A 21,203-nucleotide genomic window follows, 5' to 3' on the forward strand; every position below is an offset into this window, starting at 1 on the left:
CCCCCCCCCCCCCCCCCCCCCCCCCCCCCCCCCCCCCCCCCCCCCCCCCCCCCCCCCCCCCCCCCCCCCCCCCGCGGGCGGGCCCCCCCCCCCCCCCCCCCCCCCCGACCCTCCCCATCGAGGGGAGGGTAGTGGCACTCAATGCCTGAAATGCCGCACGCCGGTGAACACCATGGCGATGCCGTGCTCGTCGGCGGCGGCGATCACGTCCTCGTCGCGCATCGAACCGCCGGGCTGGATCACGGCCGTGGCGCCGGCCTCGATGGCCGACAGCAGGCCGTCGGCGAAGGGGAAGAAGGCGTCGGAAGCGACGACCGAACCCCTGGTCAGCGGCTCGGCCAGGCCAGCCGCCTCGGCAGCGTCGAGCGCCTTGCGGGCGGCGATGCGCGAGGAATCGACGCGGCTCATCTGGCCGGCGCCGATGCCGACGGTCGAGCCCTCCTTGACGTAGACGATGGCGTTCGACTTGACGTGCTTGGCGACGCGGAAGGCAAATTTAAGGTCGGCCATCTCGGCCGGAGTCGGCGCGCGTTTCGTCACCACCTTGAGCTCGAGGTCGTCGACCACCGCATTGTCCCGGCTTTGCACCAACAGCCCGCCGGCGACCGATTTGGCGACCGTGCCGGCGGCGCGCGGGTCGGGCAGACCGCCGGTGACCAGAAGGCGCAAGTTCTTCTTCGCCGCTATGATCGCCGCGGCCTCATCGGTGGCATCGGGCGCGATGATGACCTCGGTGAAGGTCTTCACGATCTCTTCCGCTGCCTCGGCGTCGAGCATGCGGTTCATGGCGACGATGCCGCCATAGGCCGAGACCGGATCGCAGGCCAGCGCCTTGGCGTAAGCCGCCTTCAGCGTCGCGCCCTCGGCCACACCACACGGGTTGGCGTGCTTGATGATGGCTATCGCCGCTGACCGGGTCGGATCGAATTCACCGACCAGCTCGAAGGCGGCGTCGGTATCGTTGATGTTGTTGTAGGAAAGCTGCTTGCCCTGCAGCTGCCTGGCGGTCGCGACGCCCGGGCGCTTGTCGCCGGAGAGATAGAAGCCGGCGCCCTGATGCGGGTTCTCGCCATAGCGCATCACCTGGTCGAGACTGCCGCCAAAGGCGCGCCAGGTCGGATGCTCGATTTCGAGCGTGTCGGCAAACCAGCCGGAGATCGCCGCATCGTAGGTCGCGGTGCGGGCAAAGGCCTTCGCCGCCAGCTTCTTGCGGAAATCGAGCGACAGCGAGCCGAGATTCATCTCGAGCGCGTTGAGCACCGAGGCATAGTCGGCAGGGTCGGTGACGATGGCGACATAGGCGTGGTTCTTGGCCGAGGCGCGGATCATCGCCGGGCCGCCGATGTCGATGTTTTCCACGATCGAGGCGTAGCCGGCGCCGGAGCGGCGGACCTCCTCGAACGGGTAGAGGTTGGACACGACGAGGTCGATCGGCTGGATGTGGTGGTCGTGCATCGCTTTCGCGTGCTCTGGGTCGTCGCGCACGCCGAGCAGGGCGCCATGCACTGAGGGATGCAAGGTCTTGACGCGGCCGTCCATGATCTCGGGAAAGCCGGTCAGCTCCGAAACATCGCGCACGGCAAGGCCGGCCGCGGCGATCTCCTTCGCGGTGCCGCCGGTGGAGACCAGCTCGACGCCGGCGGCGGCAAGGGCTTTGGCAAAGTCGATCAAACCGGTCTTGTCGAAAACGGAAAGCAGCGCGCGGCGAATCGGAACGAGGTCGGGCGCCGGAATGTTCTTGGCGGGGACGGCCATGGCTGGCGGCCTTTCAAGGCTGGTTGGGAACGTTCGCGGGCCGTAGCATATGAGGCTCGGAAATCAAGCGCGCAACTCGGGTTCCTTGGCCGCGAATCAGTTGTTCTCGGGATAGCCGGCGACGGCGGCGCGCGTCAGCTGCCAGTGCACCTCGGCGATCTCCGAGGCCTTGAAGGCAAGCACGATCTGCCGGCTGCGGCGCGGTCCGCCGAGCCCGGCGAAATAGATCGATTCCTCGATTTCCGGCGCCACTTCGGCACAAGTGAACACCCAGGTGTCGCCCTGGGAGGCCGCCAGGGTCAGGCGGCCCTGCTCGTCGTGCAGCAGGCCGATGTCGGGATGGATATGGAAGCGCACGGTGACGAAGTCGCGGCCATTGTTGCGGATCGCCGCACCTCCGGGGCGAAGGAAGCGGTCGCGGCCGGTCAGCACATTGCCGTTCTCCGCCAGCTTCAGCTCCCGCTCGTGCAGCAAGCCGAAGCGCGCGGCATAGCCGTCGTGGCGCGCGACAAAGCCCTGCACACCCTTCTGGTCGATGCGCTTGCAGGGCACATGCTGCGGGCCGCCGATCAGCGGCGAGCCGAGCAGGTCGCTGACCCGCAACGAGTGACTGAAGCGCGCCGAGGACGTGTCGTTGACGGTGGCTGTCGAATGCGCGGCGGTGGCGCGGGCGAGCGGCCGGAATTCGGCCGCGCCATAGGTATCGATGCCTGCGTTGACGATGAAATGCTGGCGCCCGGAAGAAAGCTCGAAAGCGAGGCAGCCGGCATGCGCCGCGTTGGAGATGTCGACAGGCGGCGGCAGGCCGGTGTCGGCGATCACCGTGACGCCGCCCATCGACAGGCGCTCATAGCCGGAATGGGGCGCGTGCAGCAGCGGCGCGCCGACCGTGTCGTCATGACGCAGGATGGTGGCGATGCGATCGTGGATGGTGGCGCCCATGCCGTTGAAGCGGGCAAGGCTGCCGTCCTGGTGGCGGAAGAAGCGCAGCGCCGGCAGCATGCGGTCGATGGCGTTGATCAGCGCCGGCGGCGGCGCCTCCGCCTGGTTGGCATAGGTCTGGCGCAACGGCAGAAGGTCGGCGAGCAATTCCAGCACCGTCATCGGGTTGCGCGAGATGTGACCGCCGTCCGGCAGGATCTGGTGGTCGAGCTCCTCGGCCAGGTTGCGCGTGGCGGCGCGCAGCGCCGAGGCCGGCGCGGGCAGCGACAGGGTGGAGAAGGCGAGCGCGATGCGAGCGCGCAGCCTGTCCTTGCCGTCCGGCATCTCGCGCGCCATCGATCTGAGATAGCGGATCTGCATGGCGAGCGATTTGAGGAAGGCGCGGTAGAACGGGAATTCGGCGCCTTGCAGCACGACCGAGGAATGCTGGAGCCAGGCAATCACCCGCTTGGCTGTCGTGCCAGGCTCCCAGGCAACGCCCGATATCTGGTTGCCGTGCATGACGATCCAGTCCGAGACCAGGGCGCGAGCGTTGGCGGCGGCGAGCTCGGTGCCTGCGGCGCGCATATGGCGCAGCCAGCGGAAGCCGTGCAGCGACTTTTGCCAGCCGCGGTTGGGCACATTGATCTGGAAAGGCGATTTGCCGCCGGTCTCGACCATGTGGCCGGACAGCGGATAGCGGCCATAGTAGATTTCGAGCGCGATCTGCGGGTCGGCAAGCCTCAGATCTGGCGGCGCGATGAGGACGCGCTCGGGCGTGCGGCCGGAATAACGCCAGCGATAGATAGGACCGGCACGAAGGCGGCGGCGCGTTTTGCGCCAGAACTCCCTCGCGACAAGCGTCCAAAGACGCGTCGTGCTGCCGGCAGCAAGTGCCAAAACCCCTCCTGATAGTCGTCAGCCCCTAAGCACAAGCTTATATGATTCAAGAACTTATGCGAAGGCGGATTTCCACGAAGTGAACCCCTTCACGCGGCCATGACCTGGGCATCGCTAAAAAAGTCGGCAAGATTTATGCAATAACGTCCTAAATCGTCCTTCTCATCCGGGCGGCAAAGAAGCCGTCGAGCCCCGAAACCCCCGGTGAATTCAGCACCAAATCGGCGGGGGTGGTGCGCAGCGTGCCATCGGGCGTGAGGAAGGGATCGAGGCCGGCGAATTCACCCGCTTGGATCGGATCGGCGATCACGCCGCGAGTTCCGGCAAGGAAGACGCGATAAAGCTCCTCGCCCTCGATCGGGTCGAGCGAACAATTGGAAAAGACGAGCCGTCCGCCCGGTTTGACGAGAGTGACGGCGTGAGCGAGCAGGCGCCGCTGCAGCGTGGCGAGCTTCTCGACATCGGCTATGTTTTTTGTCCACGGCACGTCGGGATGCCGGCGCACGGTGCCGGTCGAGGAGCAGGGCGCGTCGAGCAGCACGGCGTCGAACGGCTCCGCCGGCCGGTAGTCGAGCAGGTCGGTGTGCGCCAGTTCGGCCGAAAGGCCGAGGCGTTTTAGGTTCTCACCCAGCCTGGCCAGCCGGTTCTTTGAACTGTCGACGGCGGTGACGTTCGCGCCGGCGAGGATCAGCTGGGCCGTCTTGCCGCCGGGCGCGGCGCAAAGATCGGCGATGCGTTGTCCCTTGATGTCGCGGAAAAGGCGCGCGGGCAGGGCTGCCGCCGCATCCTGCACCCACCAGGCGCCGTCGGCGAAGCCGGGCAGATCGGTGACGCCGGTCTGCAGCTTCTCGACGCGCACCGTGCCGGTCGGCAGCACGATGCCGCCCAGCTTCTCCGCCCAGAGCGAAGGGTCGGTTTTAACGGTGAAATCGACCGGAGCCTCATGGCGATGGGCGGCAAGAATGGCCTCCGCCCTGGCGGCGCCATAGGCTGTGGCCAGTCGGTCTGCGAACCACTGGGGCGCCTCGGTCGTCGCGGCGAGCGTCGGCGCCAGCTCGGCGCCCTTGGCACGCGCCAGCGAGCGCAGCACGCCGTTGACGAGACCGGAGAAACGCAGCGTGCGTGGGTCGGACTTGGCGTGGGTGACGGCGAGGTCGACGGCGGCGCTGTCGGGAATGTCGAGAAACAGGATCTGCGCGGCGGCCACGTGCAGGATGTGCGAGAGCACGGTGGCGTTGGCCGGCAACGGCCTTTCCAGACGCCTTGCAAGCAGTCCGGCAATGGTCATGCGGTGGCGCAGCGCCGTGACCAGAATGGCGCGCACCAATGCGCGGTCGCGCTGGTCGAGCGCCTTGTATTGCGGGTGGCCGTGCTCGTTGTCGGTCAGGCCGTCGAGCGGGGTATGGGCATCGATGACGGCGGCAAGCAGGCGGGCGGCCGCCTTGCGCGCCGCGAGGCCGGCGACCGTTTCGCTCGCACTTGCGTCACCTCTGCCTTGGGTTTGCGGTCGGCGCTTCGCTCCGTTCACGACCACGGACCTTTGGATCCTGTGCCGCGGGGGCCGGTCGGGTTGCGACCCCAGGGATTGGGCTTCGGCCGCTCCGGCTCGGCCGGCTGGCTCCATGGTCCTGCCTGCGGCTCGTCCGGCTGGCCTGGCGCAGGGGCTTCGCGCCGCGCGGCTTGGGCGGCACCGCTCATCTCGCGCGCCATCTGCTGCAGGGCGGCGATGCGGTTCTCTGTGCTCGGGTGGGTCGAGAACAGATTGTCCATGCGCTCACCGTGCAACGGATTGATGATGAACAGATGTGCCATCGCCGGATTTCGCTCGGCATCCGGATTGGGAATGCGCTCGGCGCCGCGCGCGATCTTGTCGAGCGCCGAGGCGAGCCACAACGGATTTCCGCAAATTTCGGCGCCGCGCCGGTCGGCCTCGTATTCGCGGGTGCGGCTCACCGCCATTTGCACGATCATGGCGGCAAAGGGCGCAACGAGCATGGCGACAAGCACGCCGACGAAGCCCAGCGGATTGTTGTTTTCGCGGCTGCCGCCGAAGAAGAAGGCGAAATTGCCGAGCATCGAGATCGCGCCGGCAAGCGTCGCGACAATCGTCATGGTAAGCGTGTCGCGATGCTGCACATGGGCGAGTTCATGCGCCATCACCGCCGCGACCTCTTCGTGGCTGAGCCGCTCCAGCAGGCCGGTCGATGCGGCTACAGCGGCGTTTTCGGGATTGCGGCCAGTGGCGAAGGCGTTCGGCTGCGGACTGTCGATCAGATAGGTCTTCGGCATCGGCAGGCCGGCCTGCTTGGCCAGCGCCTCAACGATCGCATAATATTCGGGAGCGTTCCTCTCGTCGACCTCGATGGCGCGGTTCATCGACAGCACCATCTTGTCGGCATTCCAGTAGCTGAACAGGTTCATGCCGGCGGCCAACAGCAAGGCGATCACCATGCCGCCGGTGCCGCCGATCAGAAAGCCGACGCCCATGAACAGCGCGGTCATCGCAGCAAGGAGCATGGCGGTGCGAAGCGTATTCATCGTCTCTTCCGTCTGGCGTGGTGGCGAATAGGGGTCGATCCTGCCATTGTCATGGCTATATGATGGGAAAGGCCGGTCCCCGTTTCAATCGGCAGGAAGCATCGCATGACCGATCAACCCAACAAAACCGAAGGCGCCAAGCCGCAAAGGACGCTGTCGCCTGAGGCGCAACGCGCATTGGCGGAAGCGGAAGCCAGGCGGAAGGCATACCGCGAGGCGGAAGCCCGCCTGCCGAAAGAGTTCGGCGGACGCGGCGGCAAGGAACCCGGGCGCTACGGCGACTGGGAGGTGAAGGGTCTGGCCACTGATTTTTAATGACACTCAAGGCGCGTCGCGCTGAAGCGGATTCAGGCGACGCGCTTTAAGTCATTGTTCGTGCTGTCGTCTTCGCAAAACCGCTGCACACCGCGACATGCATCAGGCCGCGTCGCGCTGCGGCTCGATGATCATCCAGCCATCGTCGTCGGTGGCGACGCCGAGCGCATCGTAGGTGGCGATGCTGGCGTGCTGCGTCACGACCGGATGGACATGCGTGGCGCTGATCACCATGACCGAGGCGCCGGAGGCTTCGCCCGCGGCGATGCCGGCCGGGGCATCCTCGAAGACGAGGCAATCGCGCGCCTCGACGCCGAGACGCTTTGCCGCCAAAAGAAAACAGTCGGGCGCCGGCTTGCCGCGGGTGACGTCCTCGGCCGAGACCATGATGGCGGGCACCGGAATGCCGGCCGCCGCCATACGCAGCAGCGCGAGTTCCCGCGGCGCCGAGGTGACGACCGCCCAGCGCTCCGGCGGCAGCGACTTGAGAAACGCCACAGCACCCGGAATCGGAACGATGCCCTCGAGGTCGGCCGCCTCGGCCTCGAGCAGCGCATCGGCTTCCACGACGGGATCGACGCCGGGAAGCTTCAGCGCGGCTATGGTCTCGATCGCGCGCTTGCCGTGGATAGTCGGCAGGAAGCTCGCGACGTCGAGGCCGTGACGGCGAGCCCACTTGGTCCACACGCGTTCCGCCGCGGCGATCGAATTGAGGACCGTGCCGTCCATGTCGAAAAGGAAAGCGGCGAACTTTCTGCCTGGGAACATCGGATATCCTGGGGGAATCGTTTTCGGGGAGCGCGAAACGCACCGCTATCCTAACCTCCGAAGCGGAGCCTGCAAAGGCGCATGCCGGCATTTCGACTCGCCGCCGGAACAACGCTCCTCATTGCGGCGTTCTCCAACCAGTCTTGCAAGACCACCAACAAGGGCAAGACCACCAACAAGGGCAAGACCACCAACAAGGGGAAGTGATGCTGATCAGGCTCGGCTACGAAATCGCCATCGAATGCGATGCCGCGACGCCGATCATCGCGCTTCTCGACATCCACCCGGATCGCCATCCCGACATCAAGCGGCAGACTCGCTTTCTCACCTCGCCTTCGGTGCCGACGACCACCTATCGCGACTGCCATGGCAATATCTGCCGCCGCTTCACGGCGCCGGCCGGCGGTTTTCGCATCCTCTTTGATGGGGTGGTCGAGGACAGCGGCGAGGCCGACGAGATCAACACGCTGGCGCGCGAAATGCCGGTGGCGGAGCTGCCCGACGAGGTGCTCGTCTACCTGCTCGGCAGCCGCTATTGCGAAACCGATCACCTCAGCAACCTCGCCTGGGAGCTGTTCGGCCACCTGCCGCCCGGCTGGGCGCGCGCGCAGGCGATCGTCGACTATGTCCATAGCCGGCTTTCGTTCGGCTACGGCTATGCCCGCGCCACCCGCACGGCGGCGCAGGCGCATGAGGAGCGCGTCGGCGTTTGCCGCGACTTCGCGCATCTCGCGATCGCGCTCTGCCGCGCGATGAACATTCCAGCGCGCTATGTGAACGGCTATCTCGGCGACATCGGCGTGCCGGCCGATCCGGCGCCGATGGATTTCTCAGCCTGGATGGAAGTGTTCCTCGACGGGAAATGGTACGCGTTCGATCCGCGCCACAATCGTCCAAGGATCGGCCGCGTCGTGATCGCGCGCGGCCGCGACGCCACCGACGTGCCGCTGCTGCACAGCTTCGGCCCGCATCGGCTTACCCTGTTCAAGGTGTGGACCTATGAGCAGCAAGGCAATCTGTTCAAGCCGCCGCATCACGGCATCGACAGGACCGCGAGCGCCCAGATGCTCGCGTAAGCCAGGCGGCTGTTTCACTGCGGCGCCAGCACCAGCGCTGACCCGCTCTGGCACAGGGCGCACTGTGCCGAAGCGGGAAGGGCCGCAATGGCTGCGCCACTCATGGTAAGCGCTTTATGAACGGCATTTCCCTATTGTGTTTCCATCTACCCGCCATTCACCTTCCTGTCTGCCGTGTTCCAGCAGAAACAATGAGTTAGCTGTCGCTCCGCGCTTTCGAACAGAAGGGTGGCCGTGTCTGGCCGAAATCCTGCAGCGCTTCCGTTGAGCGGCACCGAAGCCGCAGCAGGCGAGGGTGACGATGCGGCAGTTGAAAGGTCTCGCTCGTGGGGTGGACGGCTTTGCGCGGGATCGCGGAGGCAATTTCGCGGTTCTGTTTGGGGCTGCCGCATCGGTGCTGGCGCTGGGGGTGGGATTCGCAGTCAATATCGCGCAGGTCTACAATGCGAGATCGAGTCTGCAGAGCGTCGTCGATGCCGCTGTGACCTCGACGGCACGCGATCTCACCCTTGGTGTCATCAAGGAAGCCGATGCCGACGCGTCGGTACAGGCATTTCTCGACGCCAACAGCGCGGCCGGTATCTTGCAGGCCGACCAGATCGTGCTCGACAAGCTCACCATCGACAGGACATCGAAGACCGTGCAGGTGAATGCGCATGCCGATGTCGGCCTCTATTTTCCGCTGTTCAGCGTTGGCGATATGCAGCGTGTCGGCGCCTCGACCACCGCGCTCTATTCAGACAAGAAGATCGAGGTGGCGCTGATGCTCGACATCACCGGCTCCATGGCGGCCAACAAGCGCGCCAAGACCAATAAGATCGGCGACCTGCAGGCGGCCGCGTCGCAGACGGTCAAGGATCTCCTGGGACAGAACCGGGATCCCAGCGAGCCTCGGGTCCGGGTGGCGATCGTCCCCTATGCCGAGGCCGTCAACACTGGCGGCCTCGCCGACACCGTCTTCGTCGAGACGTCGGCCGGACCGAAGCTGCCGCCGCCGATCGATGCGCCGCTTTCCGTTTCCGTGACGACCGCGCCTGACGAATGCGCCACCGAGCGCAAGGACAAGGACGGCTATGCCGATTATTCGTCCGACGGCCCGTATACGCTGCGGCAGGACAACAATGGCAGGACCTATCAGGCCAAGGTCAACCGCGACCACCGCATGAAAGTGTGTCCATCCGCGGCTTTGGTTCCGCTGACGGCCGATCAGAACACGCTGCTCACGGCCATCGGTCATTTCCAAGCTGCGGGCGTGACGGCAGGTGGCATTGCCGCGCAATGGGGCTATTACATGCTTTCGCCGTCCTGGCGTTCAGCCATCGCCGATGCCCGCCTGGGCGCGGGTCCGGCGAATTTCGATCCGAAGAAAGTGGCAAAGATCGCCATCCTGATGACGGATGGCCAGTTCAACACCGCCTTTGCCCGCGGGCGGGGCACGTCCGCGTCCGACGACGAGGGCCGGAGGTCGCGCGCCAATGCCGAAGCCATTTGCGAGAATATGAAGCACGACGGCATAGAGGTTTTCACCATCGGCTTCGATCTCAACGACAAGGAAGCGATCCAGCATCACTACGACATCTCGAATGCCTTCTACCGGCTCTTCCTTGACGAGCGCATGGTCTATAGCTGTGGGTATTTCAAGGATTTCGCCAACGGCATCGACCAGGCGCAAGTCGACAAGCTCGACCATATCTGCCGCAAGCTCAGGCTGAAGCCCGGCGAAAGGCTGCTCGATATCGGCTGCGGCTGGGGCGCGATGCTGATCCATGCAGCGAAGCATTACGGCGTCGTCGGCCATGGCGTCTCGTTGTCGCGGGCCCAGACGCAGCTTGCCCGCGAGCGCATCCGCGCCGAGGGTCTCGAGGACCGCATCACCATCGAGATCAAATCCTACGCCGAGCTCTCCGGCGCGTTCGACAAGATATCGTCCATCGGCATGTTCGAGCATCTGGGTATCGCCAATCACGACGCCTACTTTTCGGCCGTCCATCGTCTGCTCAAGCCCGGCGGCGTCTATCTGCACCACGCCATCACCAGGCGCAGCAAGGGCGACATCCGCAAGACGTTGCGCAAGGGCCCGGAATACAAGGCGCTGATCAAATACATCTTCCCAGGCGGAGAGCTCGACACGATCGGCATGACGCTCGACAATCTCGAGGCGCGTGGCTTCCTCGTCCATGATGTCGAGAACCTTCGCGAGCATTATCAGCGCACCTGCCGGCTGTGGGCCGAGCGTCTCCATGCGCGCTTCGACGAGGCGATCGCCGAGGTCGGCGAGGCGAAAGCGCGGCTATGGCTGCTCTATCTCACCGGCTGCTCGATCGCCTTCGAACGCGCCTCGGCGCAGATTTTCCAGACCGTCGCCACCAAGCGCGCGCGGGGACCAAGCGGCCTGCCGCCGACGCGTGAAGATTTGTACCGGTAGGGACAAGGCAGGTCAGGCGAACCGCACTTCCGCGCCGATCTCGACGCGTGCCGGCCGGTCGACGGTGCAATAAACGCCGATATTGTGGGCGTTGTAGCGGACCAGGTTGCGCAGGATGCCGGGGTCGTTGTCGAAGCCGTCCTGGGCGATGATGGTGAAGCCGCAGCGGCGGCAGGGCTCGGAGATCGTGAGCAGCAGATCGCCGATCGCGAGCTTGCGGCCGAGCCATTCCGTCTCCGGGAAGGAGCCTTCCACCGGCTCCATGTCGACGACGATGTTGGGGCGAAAGCGGCGCGAATCTGGCACGCCTTGCGGATGCAGCGCCTTCAGCCGCGCCAGCGAGGCGGTGGTGAGCAGATGGATCGGCGTCCTGCTGTATCGCTCGGCCGTCAGCGGGCCGGCATAGCCCGGCGCGTGCTCGCGGAAGTAAGGCCGGATCGAGGCGTCGAAGCCGAGAAATCCGGAAAGAACCCGGTCGCTTTCCGGGTCGGGCGCCGGCAGCCAGTCGCCGCCGGGCACGGCCACTTCGAGCCGGCGGTCTTCGGTCAGCCGGGTGCGGATCAGCGGCACCTTGTGCCATTTCGGTCCGCGGTCCGGCCTGGCGATCTCGCCATCCGAGGCATCGACCAGGCCGAACAGCCGGTCGCCGTCGACAGTCGACGTGCCGACGGAGATGGTGTCCAGCCGCTCGCCGGCGAGCGAGCTCGCCGGATAGCGCCATAGCTGGCTGACGGTGCCGAGTGCGGCCTGCGCGTTCATCAGGCCCTTTTATTCTGCCGGTTGGCAACGAGGTCGTCGACCACGGCCGGATCGGCGAGCGTCGAGGTGTCGCCGAGCGCGCCGTAATCGTCCTCGGCGATCTTGCGCAGGATGCGCCGCATGATCTTGCCTGAACGGGTCTTGGGCAGGCCCGGCGCGAACTGGATCTTGTCGGGCGTTGCGATGGCGCCGATCTCCTTGCGGACATGGGCGACAAGCTCCTTGCGCAGATCCTCGCTCGACGTCGTGCCGGACATCAGCGTGACGTAGCAGTAGATTCCCTGACCCTTGATATCGTGCGGATAGCCGACGACGGCGGCTTCCGAGACCTTGTCGTGGCTGACCAGCGCCGATTCAACTTCCGCCGTGCCCATGCGGTGGCCTGAAACGTTGATGACGTCGTCGACGCGGCCGGTGATCCAGTAGTAGCCGTCGGCGTCACGGCGGCAGCCGTCGCCGGTGAAGTATTTGCCCTTGTAAGTCGAGAAATAGGTCTGCACGAAACGGTCGTGATCGCCATAGACGGTGCGCATCTGGCCGGGCCAGGAATCGGTGATGCAGAGATTGCCGTCGGCCGCGCCTTCCAGCACCTTGCCTTCGCCATCGACCAGCTGCGGCTTGACGCCGAAGAAGGGCCGTGTCGCCGAGCCGGCCTTAAGGTCGGTGGCGCCCGGCAGCGGCGTGATCAGGATGCCGCCGGTCTCGGTCTGCCACCATGTGTCGACGATCGGCACCTTGGCGTTGCCGACGACGTTGAAATACCACTCCCAGGCTTCCGGATTGATCGGCTCGCCGACCGTGCCCAGCACGCGCAGCGACTTGCGCGAGGTCTTCTTCACATGGGAATCGCCGGCGCCCATCAGGGCGCGCAGCGCCGTCGGCGCGGTGTAGAAGATGTTGACCTGGTGCTTGTCGACGACTTCCCAGAAGCGCGACTGCGACGGATAGTTCGGCACGCCCTCGAACATCAGCGTCGTGGCGCCGTTGGCCAAAGGGCCATAGACGATGTAGCTGTGGCCGGTGACCCAGCCGACATCGGCGGTGCACCAGTAGATGTCGCCGTCATGGTAATCGAAGACATACTGGTGCGTCATCGAAACATAGACGAGATAGCCGGCGGTGGTGTGCAGCACGCCTTTCGGCTTGCCGGTCGAGCCCGAGGTGTAGAGGATAAACAACGGGTCCTCCGCCTTCATCTTCTCGGGTTTGCAGTCGGCCTTAACGGTCGCGGCCTCGTCATGGTACCAGACGTCGCGGCCCGGCACCCAGCCGGTCTTGCCGCCGGTGCGTCGCACCACCACCACTTTTTCCACCTTGGTGCCGGCCTTGGCGGCGATGTCGATGGCCTTGTCGGTGTTGTCCTTCAGCGCAATCGGCTTGCCGCCGCGCAGGCCCTCGTCGGCGGTGATGACGATGGTCGACTTGCAGTCGTCGATGCGGCCGGCCAGCGCATCGGGCGAGAAGCCGCCGAAGACGACCGAATGGATGGCGCCGATACGCGTGCAGGCAAGCATCGCGTAAGCCGTTTCCGGGATCATCGGCATGTAGATGGTGACGCGGTCGCCCTTCTTGACGCCGTGCTTCTTCAGGACATTGGCGAAGCGGCAGACATGCGCATAGAGCTCGTTGTAGGTAATCTTCCTGTCATCGTAAGGGTTGTCGCCTTCCCAGATGATGGCGGTCTGGTTGCCGCGCTTCTTCAGATGCCGGTCGATGCAGTTGTAGGAAACATTGGTCTGGCCGTCCTCGAACCACTTGATCGAGACCTTGCCGTCGAAGGAAGTGTTCTTGACCTTGGTGAAGGGCTTGAACCAGTCGATGCGCTTGCCGTGCTTGCCCCAAAACTTGTCCGGGTTCTTCACGCTGTCGGCATACCATTTGAGATAGGTGTCGTTGTCGATCAGCGCGTTTTTCTTCCACGCCGGCTGGACGCGGTGGACATGGACATCGGACATTTTCTAGCTTTCCTCCGAAACCGTTCCGCCGGCTTGATGTGCCGACGGCATCACGGCGAAGCAGCCGTGAATTCGCGGCATTATTAACAGTTCCGCCGTGACGGCAATATTAGACGTTGGATTCGCGCGGCGGGATGACGCAGGGGCAAGTGCAAACGCCTGTCAGCACTCTCGCCCTAGGGCTGCTAACCGTCTGTTTTTCCGATGGAAAACTTGGGTCTGATATGCGAAAATCAATAGACGGTTAAGCAACGAGGCGCAGAGTTTCGCGTTGGGAGGAAAGGAGAATCAACTGAGGACGGCAATGCGCCATCATCTCGAAATGGACTTGATGCTCAGCGGCTATGGGCTGACCACGGCCAAGATCCTTTATCACTTCCCAGACCATCCACATCTGCTGCAAAGCTATATCTGGCAGGATTACGACATCGCGCCGGAGTTTCCGGTGCTGATCCGCTTCATCGAATTCTGGAAGACCAAGCTCGACGGCCCGCTGCATTCGGTGACGTACACGCACCAGAAGCTGATCGCGCCGAACGAGTGGCGGAAAGTGGACGGGGAGTTCGTGCTGCACTGAGCGGCGCAGAGGTTCTCTGTACGTCGAATGTTGGCGGAAACGCCCATCACTCGTCATCCGCGGGCTTGGTAGGAACGGCCCGGTTCGTTTCAAGCGCCGGCGGAAGCGTTATCGTTCGATTGTCGGGTCGGTAACAAGATCGCTGCCAGCGTGTCGAGGCGCTTAGCGACTGCCGAAGATTGCCGAGCCCAGCCTGACACTGGTCGCGCCGAAGGCGATCGCGGTCTCGTAATCGCCGGACATGCCCATCGAGAGCATTGCGACGCCGGCCTCGCGGGCGATCTTTTCCAAAAGCGCGAAATGCGGGCCGGGATTCTCGTCCGCCGGCGGGATGCACATGAGACCCTCAATGGCGAGGCCGTGCACCTCGCGGCAGCGTTTGACGAAAGCGACGGCGTCGCGCGGCTCGATGCCGGCCTTCTGCGGCTCGGAACCGGTGTTGACCTGGACATAGAGTTTCGGCGCCCGGCCTTGCCTGGCGGTCTCCTTGGCAAGCTCGGCGGCGATCTTCTCGCGATCGACGGTCTCGATGACATCGAAAAGCGCCACCGCTTCCTTCGTCTTGTTGGATTGCAGCGGCCCGATCAGGTGCAGCTCGATGTCGGGAAACGCCGCTTTCAGCGCCGGCCATTTACCTTGAGCTTCCTGCACGCGGTTCTCGCCGAAAACACGCTGGCCCGCCTCGATGACCGGGCGGATATCTTCGGCCGCGAAGGTCTTCGAGACCGCAACCAGCATGACGGCGCCGGGCTCACGCTTTGCCTCGCGTTCGGCGCTTGCGATCTTCGCCTTGACCGCGCGAAGCTGTTCGACGGGGCTCGTCATGTCCATATCCTGCCCATAGTTTTAGCACCAACGCCGGATCGCCACAGTTGACGGGTCTGGCAATCCATGGTGAACACCGCGACGACATTGTCTCGGCTGCCGGCCTTGCCCAGCGCCGCGCACCCGCTTTTAAGTGAAAAACATCCGATGGCAACCGAACGATACAATCCGCGCACGTCAGAGCCCAAATGGCAGAAGGCCTGGGCCGAAAAGAAGCTGTTCGAGGCCAGGAACGAGGACCCGAAGCCGAAATACTACGTGCTCGAGATGTTCCCTTATCCCTCGGGGAAGATCCATATCGGCCACACCCGCAACTATACGATGGGCGACGTCGTCGCGCGCTACAAGCGGGCCAAGGGCTTCAACGTGCTGCACCCGATGGGTTGGGACGCCTTCGGCATGCCGGCCGAGAATGCCGCGATGCAGAACAAGGTCCATCCCAAGGACTGGACCTACGAAAACATCGCCGTCATGCGCGAGCAGCTCAAGATGATGGGCCTGTCGCTCGACTGGGCGCGGGAGTTCGCCACATGCGACGTCGACTACTATCACCGCCAGCAGATGCTGTTCCTCGACTTCGTCGAGAAGGGGCTGGTGACGCGCAAATCCTCCAAGGTCAACTGGGACCCGGCAGACATGACGGTGCTCGCCAACGAGCAGGTCATCGACGGCCGCGGCTGGCGCTCGGGCGCGCTGGTCGAGCAGCGCGAGTTGACGCAGTGGTTCTTCAAGATCACCGATTTCGCGCAGGACCTGCTGGATTCGCTCGGCCGTCTCGACGAATGGCCGGAGAAGGTCAAGCTGATGCAGCATAACTGGATCGGCCGCTCGGAAGGGCTGCTGATCCGCTGGCCGCTGGCGGCTGCAAGCTCTGCCAAGATCGGCGGCGACATGCACGAGCTGGAAGTCTACACGACCAGGCCGGACACCATCTTCGGCGCCTCCTTCATGGCGGTCGCGGCGGATCATCCGCTGGCCAAACAAGCCGCCGAGAACAATCCGGCGCTGGCCAAGTTCATCGACGAGGTCCGCCATATGGGCACCTCGGTGGCGGCGCTTGAGACGGCCGAAAAGAAGGGTTTCGATACCGGCATCCGCGTCGTCCATCCTTTCGACGACAGTTGGACGCTGCCTGTCTATGTCGCGAATTTCGTGCTGATGGAGTATGGCACGGGCGCCATCTTCGGCTGCCCGTCGGGCGATCAGCGCGACCTCGACTTCGCCAACAAATACGGCCTGCCCGTAGTCCCGGTAGTGATGCCGGAAGACGGCGACGCCAAGACCTTCCAGATCATCGAGGAGGCCTATGTCGACGACGGCGTGATGATCAATTCGCGCTTCCTCGACGGCATGAAGCCGCAGCGCGCGTTCGACGAGGTGGCGAAGCTGCTCGAACAGAAGACGATCGGCGGCCGGCCGATGGCGGAGCGCAAGGTGAATTTCCGCCTGCGCGATTGGGGCATCTCGCGCCAGCGCTACTGGGGCTGCCCGATCCCGATGATCCACTGCGAGGCCTGCGGCGTGGTGCCGGTGCCGAAGGCCGATCTGCCGGTGAAACTGCCTGACGACATCGAGTTCGACCGTCCGGGCAATCCGCTCGATCGGCATCCGACATGGCGTCACGTGAAATGCCCGCAATGCGGGCGCGACGCGCGGCGCGAGACCGACACGATGGATACATTCGTCGATTCGTCGTGGTATTTCGCGCGCTTCACCGCCCCCTGGGCGAACGAGCCGACCGAGCCGAAGGCGGCGGACGAGTGGCTGGCGGTGGACCAGTATATCGGCGGCATCGAGCACGCGATCCTGCATCTGCTCTATTCGCGCTTCTTCACGCGTGCCATGCGCGAGACCGGCCATTTGAACCTCGCCGAGCCGTTCAAGGGCCTGTTCACGCAAGGCATGGTGGTACACGAGACCTATCGCGTCGGCGGTCCGTCGACAAATGGGCGCTGGCTGTCGCCGAGCGAGGTCAGGATCGAGGATGCCGGCGGCAAGCGCCGCGCCATCGAGATCGCGACCGGCGAGGAAGCGTCGATCGGCGCGCTCGAGAAGATGTCGAAATCGAAGAAGAACACGGTGAGTCCGGAGGAGATCACCGACGGCTACGGAGCCGATACCGCGCGCTGGTTCATGCTGTCGGATTCGCCGCCCGAGCGCGACGTCGAATGGACCGACGAAGGTGCCGCCGGCGCGCATCGCTTCGTGCAGCGCGTCTGGCGCCTGTTGCAGATCGCGGCCGAACAGCTTGCCGACGTGAAGCCGGCCGCGGCGAGCGAAGGCGAGGCAGGTGCCGTTTCCAAGGCCGCGCACAAGATCCTTAAGGCGATCGGCGAGGACATCGAGAAGCTCGGCTTCAACCGGGCTATCGCCCGCATCTACGAGCTTGCCAATGCGCTGGCCGTGCCGCTCAACGACGTCGCCGAAGGCAAGGCTGAAGCGGCGCTGAAGGGCGCCTGCCGCGAGGCCGTCGAGATCCTGGTGCATGTGATCGCGCCGGTGATGCCGCATCTGGCCGAGGAATGCTGGGAGGCGTTGGGCGGCACCGAGATGGTCGCCGAACGGCCGTGGCCTGCCTGCGATCCGGCGCTGGTCGTCGACAACGAGATCATGTTGCCGGTGCAGGTCAACGGCAAGAAGCGCGGGGATTTGACAATTTCCCGCGACGCGGATCAAGGTGCCGTCGAAAAAGCGGTGCTGGCTCTCGACTTCGTGCAGAAAGCGCTCGATGGTAAAGCCCCGCGCAAGGTGATCATCGTCCCGCAGAGGATCGTCAATGTCGTTGCCTGATCCGGAAAAGTCACAGGCGGCGCGTTTGCTGCGCCGCGCTGCTCTCAGCGGCCTGGTCGCCTCGCTGGCACTGGTCTCCGCCTGCACGGTGCGGCCGCTCTATTCCAGCGCGCCGCTCACCGCCGGCTCGCAGGTCGGGGCCGCCGCCGAGTTGGCCTCGATCTCGATCAAGCCGGTCAGCACCCGCCCTGCACAGCAGGTGCGCAACAACCTGATCTTCGCTTTCGGCCAGGGCTCGGGCGAGCCGGCATCGCCTGCCTATACGCTCGACCTCGGCGTCACCGAGCTTGTCGAGTCGGCGGCCATCGTTCAGGTGCAGACCGAAGAGGACGAGCCGACGGCGGGCACCGTGACCCTCACCGCCAATTATGTGCTCAGAGACGCCGCGACCGGCACTGTGGTCGCGCTCGGCAAGCGCTCGATTCCTTCCTCCTTCGACCGGCCGCGCCAGGAGTTTGCGGCCTACCGGGCGCAGATCGACGCCGAGAACCGCGCTGCCCGCGAGCTCGCCGATCTGCTCAGGCTGGCGATCGCCCAGGACCTGGCCAAGAATGGCAAGAAGGCCTGAGCTGGTCTCTGGGCGCCGCCGCGCTATTCCCCTATTCGAGGCAATAAAAAAGGCCAGGTTACCCCCGGCCTTTTGTTGTCTGCTCTCCGGCCTCAGCCAATCTTCTGGCCGGTCTTGGCCCAGTCGGCGAGGAAGGCGGCGAGGCCCTTGTCGGTGAGCGGATGGTTGACCAGCGCCTTCAACGTCGCCGGCGGCGCGGTCACGATATCGGCGCCGATCAAAGCCGCCTGCTTGACGTGGTTCACCGTACGCACGGAAGCGGTCAGGATCTCGGTCTTGAAATCGTAATTGTCGTAGATGGTGCGGATTTCCGAGATCAGCTCCATGCCGTCCGAGCCGGTGTCGTCGATGCGGCCGACGAAGGGCGAGATGAAGGAGGCGCCGGCCTTGGCGGCAAGCAGCGCCTGGTTGGCCGAGAAGCAGAGCGTGACGTTGACCATGCGGTTCATCTCGGTGCGGATCGTCTTGCAGGCCCTTAGCCCATCCAGCGTCAGCGGCACCTTGATGGCCACATTCGGCGCGATCTTGGCCAGCACCTCGGCCTCGGCCATCATGTCCTTGTACTCGGTCGCCACGACCTCGGCCGAGACCGGGCCTTCGACAATGTCGCAGATCTGCTTGGTGACCTCGGCGATCTTGCCGCCCGATTTCAGGATCAGCGACGGGTTGGTGGTGACGCCATCGAGCAGCCCCAGATCGTGCAGCTCCTTAATTTCCTTGATGTCAGCGGTGTCGACAAAAAACTTCATGGCTGTCTCCTTGGGGATTGCCTGACGCCGGCCAGGCAGATGCGGGGGTCCCCTTTGATCTAGAGCAAAGTCGGGGCAAGGTCACGCCCGATGATCGAAGATTCGCCCTTTGTCGCGGCCGCGCCGGTGCTGGTGCCGATGCCGGCCGAACGGCCCTACACTTATGCCGTGCCGCCAGGCATGCGCGTGGTGCCGGGCTCGATCGTGCGCGTGCCGCTAGGGCCGCGGCAGGTCGCCGGCATCGTCTGGGACGCCGTCGTCGAATCCGTCGATCCGAAAAAGCTGCGGCCGATCGAGGAGGTCTTCGACTGCCCGCCGATCGACAAGGCCATGCGCCGTTTCGTCGACTGGATCGCCCAATACACGCTGTCGGCGCCCGGCATGGTGGCGCGGATGTTGTTGAGGGCGCCGGAAGCTTTCGACCCGGAGCCGTGGATCGAAGGCCTGCAGCGCACGCTTGCCGAGCCCGACCGATTGACCGACGCGCGACGCCGCGTGCTGGAGACGGCCGAAGGCGGGCTTGCCTGGACGCGCTCCGGTCTCGCCCATGCGGCGGGTGTCTCCTCGACCGTCATCGATGGCTTGAGGGCACAAGGCGTGTTCGAGACGGTGATGATCCCGCCAAGGCCGGTGGTCGCCGCACCCGATCCCGGCCATGCTGTGCCGGAATTGATGCCGGACCAGAAGGCGGCGGCCGAGAAGCTGCGCGCGGCGATCGCCGCCGACGCCTTCAACGTCACCCTGCTCGACGGCGTCACCGGATCGGGCAAGACGGAAGTCTATTTCGAGGCGGTGGCGGCGGCGCTCGACAAGGGCAAGCAGGTGCTGATCCTGCTGCCGGAGATCGCGCTGACGCACGCTTTCCTCGAACGCTTCCAGGACCGCTTCGGCGCCAAGCCGGCGGAGTGGCATTCGGACCTGCCGCCCCGGATGCGCGAACGCGTCTGGCGGCAGGCGGCGGAGGGCGGCGTGCGCGTCGTCGCCGGGGCGCGCTCGGCGCTGCTCTTGCCGTTCAAGGAGCTAGGCCTGATCGTCGTCGACGAGGAGCATGACCCGGCCTACAAGCAGGAAGACCGCGTCTTCTATAATGCGCGCGACATGGCGGTGGTGCGCGGCCATATCGGCGCTTTCCCGGTCGTGCTCGCCTCGGCGACGCCGTCGGTCGAGAGCCGCGTCAACGCCAGCCAGGGCCGCTATCAGCGCGCGGTGCTGTCGGCGCGTTTTGCCGAGGCGGCGCTCCCCGACCTGAAATCGATCGACATGCGGCGATCGCCGCCGGCGCGCGGCGGTTTTCTGTCGCCTCTCCTTCTGGAGCAGATGGAGCGCACGCTGGAGAGACAAGAGCAGTCGCTGCTCTTCCTCAACCGGCGCGGCTATGCGCCGCTGACGCTCTGCCGCGTCTGCGGCCATCGCTTCGGCTGCCCGGTCTGCTCGGCCTGGCTGGTCGAGCATCGCTTTCGCGGCCAGCTCGTTTGCCACCATTGCGGCCACAATGAGCGGCGGCCGGAAGCTTGCCCGGAATGCGGCACGCTCGATCATCTGGTCGCCTGCGGGCCGGGCGTCGAGCGCATCGCCGAGGAAGTGGTGGCGCATTTCCCGGAAGCCCGCACGATCGTGTTGTCGTCCGATCTCTTGGGCGGCGTGCGCCGGCTGCGGCTCGAGCTTGAGGCCGTCGCCAATGGCGAGGCCGCTATCGTCATCGGCACGCAGCTCGTCGCCAAGGGTCACAACTTCCCCGGCATGACGCTGGTCGGCGTGGTCGACGCCGATCTCGGCCTCGCCAATGGCGATCCGCGCGCCGCCGAGCGCACCTTCCAGCTGCTCAGCCAGGTGACCGGGCGCGCGGGCCGCACCGGCAAGAAGAGCCTCGGCCTGCTGCAGACCTACCAGCCCGACCATCCGGTGATGCGGGCGATCGTCTCCGGCGATTCGGAAGCCTTTTACGAGCGCGAAATCGCCGAGCGGGAGCGGGCCGTACTGCCACCGTTCGGCCGGCTCGCCGGCATCATCGTCAGTGCGGCGACACGCGCCGAGGCCGAAACCCATGCGCGGGGCTTGCGGCGCGCGGCACCTACAGCCTCCGATCTCTTCGTGCTCGGACCGGCCGAGGCGCCGCTGTCGCTGATCGGCGGCCGCCACCGCTTTCGGTTGCTGGTGCAAGGCGAGCGGCGCGCCGACATGCAGGGCTTTATTCGAGCCATGCTGGCGGATGGGCCGAAGCTGCGCGGCTCCGCCAGGGTGCAGGTCGACATCGACCCGCAGAGCTTCCTATAAGCGAGAAA

16 protein-coding genes and 2 pseudogenes are annotated in these 21,203 nt (G+C 65.2%); 9 read left to right on the top strand and 9 right to left on the bottom strand.

What is annotated here, in order from left to right:
- Positions 1-138: 138 nt before the first annotated feature.
- From purH to htpX, 4 genes are all read right to left on the bottom strand, one after another.
- Positions 139-1,755: a bifunctional phosphoribosylaminoimidazolecarboxamide formyltransferase/IMP cyclohydrolase gene (purH, locus tag P9230_RS30965; protein WP_127247292.1), complete on the bottom strand. Its 1,617-nt coding sequence runs from the start codon at positions 1,753-1,755 to the stop codon at positions 139-141.
- 96 nt (positions 1,756-1,851) lie between these two features.
- Entirely contained in the window at positions 1,852-3,576 is a 1,725-nt protein-coding gene (locus tag P9230_RS30970; protein WP_127247291.1) for a heparinase II/III family protein, read from the bottom strand.
- Between the two features lie 148 nt (positions 3,577-3,724).
- Complete coding sequence (locus P9230_RS30975) at positions 3,725-5,110, bottom strand: RsmB/NOP family class I SAM-dependent RNA methyltransferase (protein WP_245475360.1); 1,386 nt, start codon at positions 5,108-5,110, stop codon at positions 3,725-3,727.
- Complete coding sequence (gene htpX / locus P9230_RS30980) at positions 5,101-6,114, bottom strand: zinc metalloprotease HtpX (RefSeq protein ID WP_127247289.1); 1,014 nt, start codon at positions 6,112-6,114, stop codon at positions 5,101-5,103. The genes P9230_RS30975 and htpX overlap by 10 nt, the downstream gene beginning before the upstream one ends.
- Positions 6,115-6,219: 105 nt before the next feature.
- Between htpX and P9230_RS30985 the strand changes: the two genes are divergently transcribed.
- Complete coding sequence (locus P9230_RS30985; RefSeq protein ID WP_067324941.1) at positions 6,220-6,429, top strand: DUF1674 domain-containing protein; 210 nt, start codon at positions 6,220-6,222, stop codon at positions 6,427-6,429.
- Between the two features lie 102 nt (positions 6,430-6,531).
- Here the strand turns inward: P9230_RS30985 and P9230_RS30990 are convergent, their stop codons facing one another.
- A complete protein-coding gene (locus P9230_RS30990) occupies positions 6,532-7,197 on the bottom strand; it encodes an HAD-IA family hydrolase (protein WP_067324943.1) in 666 nt (221 codons plus the stop codon).
- 81 nt (positions 7,198-7,278) lie between these two features.
- On the opposite strand from P9230_RS30990, the gene P9230_RS30995 reads away from it, so the two are divergent.
- The 4 genes and pseudogenes from P9230_RS30995 to P9230_RS31010 form a co-directional block, all read left to right on the top strand.
- Positions 7,279-7,404, top strand: a complete 126-nt coding sequence (locus tag P9230_RS30995; protein WP_278057108.1) for a hypothetical protein — start codon at positions 7,279-7,281, stop codon at positions 7,402-7,404.
- The gene (locus P9230_RS31000; RefSeq protein WP_278121637.1) at positions 7,404-8,273 is read left to right on the top strand and encodes a transglutaminase family protein; all 870 of its coding nucleotides are present in this window, start codon (positions 7,404-7,406) and stop codon (positions 8,271-8,273) included. Before P9230_RS30995 ends, P9230_RS31000 begins: the two co-directional genes overlap by 1 nt.
- A 301-nt stretch (positions 8,274-8,574) precedes the next feature.
- Positions 8,575-8,760: pseudogene (locus P9230_RS31005) on the top strand (TadE/TadG family type IV pilus assembly protein); the annotation flags it as partial.
- 1,056 nt (positions 8,761-9,816) lie between these two features.
- Positions 9,817-10,698 (top strand): annotated as a pseudogene (locus P9230_RS31010) (cyclopropane-fatty-acyl-phospholipid synthase family protein); the annotation flags it as partial.
- Positions 10,699-10,710: 12 nt separating this feature from the next.
- Here P9230_RS31010 and P9230_RS31015 read toward each other — a convergent pair.
- Complete coding sequence (locus P9230_RS31015) at positions 10,711-11,457, bottom strand: MOSC N-terminal beta barrel domain-containing protein (RefSeq protein ID WP_278121638.1); 747 nt, start codon at positions 11,455-11,457, stop codon at positions 10,711-10,713.
- Positions 11,457-13,412, bottom strand: coding sequence for an acetate--CoA ligase (gene acs, locus P9230_RS31020; RefSeq protein ID WP_095824161.1), 1,956 nt, complete (start codon positions 13,410-13,412; stop codon positions 11,457-11,459). Before acs ends, P9230_RS31015 begins: the two co-directional genes overlap by 1 nt.
- Before the next feature lie 304 nt (positions 13,413-13,716).
- Here acs and P9230_RS31025 point away from each other — a divergent pair, with 304 nt between their 5' ends.
- On the top strand, positions 13,717-13,989 hold the full coding sequence (locus P9230_RS31025) for an aspartate-semialdehyde dehydrogenase (protein WP_067001506.1): 273 nt from the start codon (positions 13,717-13,719) through the stop codon (positions 13,987-13,989).
- A 162-nt stretch (positions 13,990-14,151) separates the two neighbouring features.
- On the opposite strand, the gene P9230_RS31030 is transcribed toward P9230_RS31025, so the two are convergent.
- Entirely contained in the window at positions 14,152-14,814 is a 663-nt protein-coding gene (locus P9230_RS31030; RefSeq protein ID WP_127247285.1) for a YggS family pyridoxal phosphate-dependent enzyme, read from the bottom strand.
- Positions 14,815-14,961: 147 nt separating this feature from the next.
- Here P9230_RS31030 and leuS point away from each other — a divergent pair, with 147 nt between their 5' ends.
- Positions 14,962-17,604 (top strand): leucine--tRNA ligase, encoded by a 2,643-nt coding sequence (gene leuS / locus P9230_RS31035; protein ID WP_278121640.1) that lies wholly within the window; start codon positions 14,962-14,964, stop codon positions 17,602-17,604.
- Complete coding sequence (gene lptE / locus P9230_RS31040; protein ID WP_067001511.1) at positions 17,591-18,172, top strand: LPS assembly lipoprotein LptE; 582 nt, start codon at positions 17,591-17,593, stop codon at positions 18,170-18,172. The genes leuS and lptE overlap by 14 nt, the downstream gene beginning before the upstream one ends.
- Before the next feature lie 92 nt (positions 18,173-18,264).
- Here the strand turns inward: lptE and fsa are convergent, their stop codons facing one another.
- On the bottom strand, positions 18,265-18,921 hold the full coding sequence (gene fsa / locus P9230_RS31045) for a fructose-6-phosphate aldolase (protein WP_278121643.1): 657 nt from the start codon (positions 18,919-18,921) through the stop codon (positions 18,265-18,267).
- Positions 18,922-19,011: 90 nt separating this feature from the next.
- On the opposite strand from fsa, the gene P9230_RS31050 reads away from it, so the two are divergent.
- Entirely contained in the window at positions 19,012-21,195 is a 2,184-nt protein-coding gene (locus P9230_RS31050) for a primosomal protein N' (protein ID WP_278121645.1), read from the top strand.
- The last annotated feature ends 8 nt before the right edge of the window (positions 21,196-21,203 follow it).

It is taken from the genome of Mesorhizobium sp. WSM4887 (genome assembly GCF_029625865.1).
Lineage (GTDB): Bacteria > Pseudomonadota > Alphaproteobacteria > Rhizobiales > Rhizobiaceae > Mesorhizobium.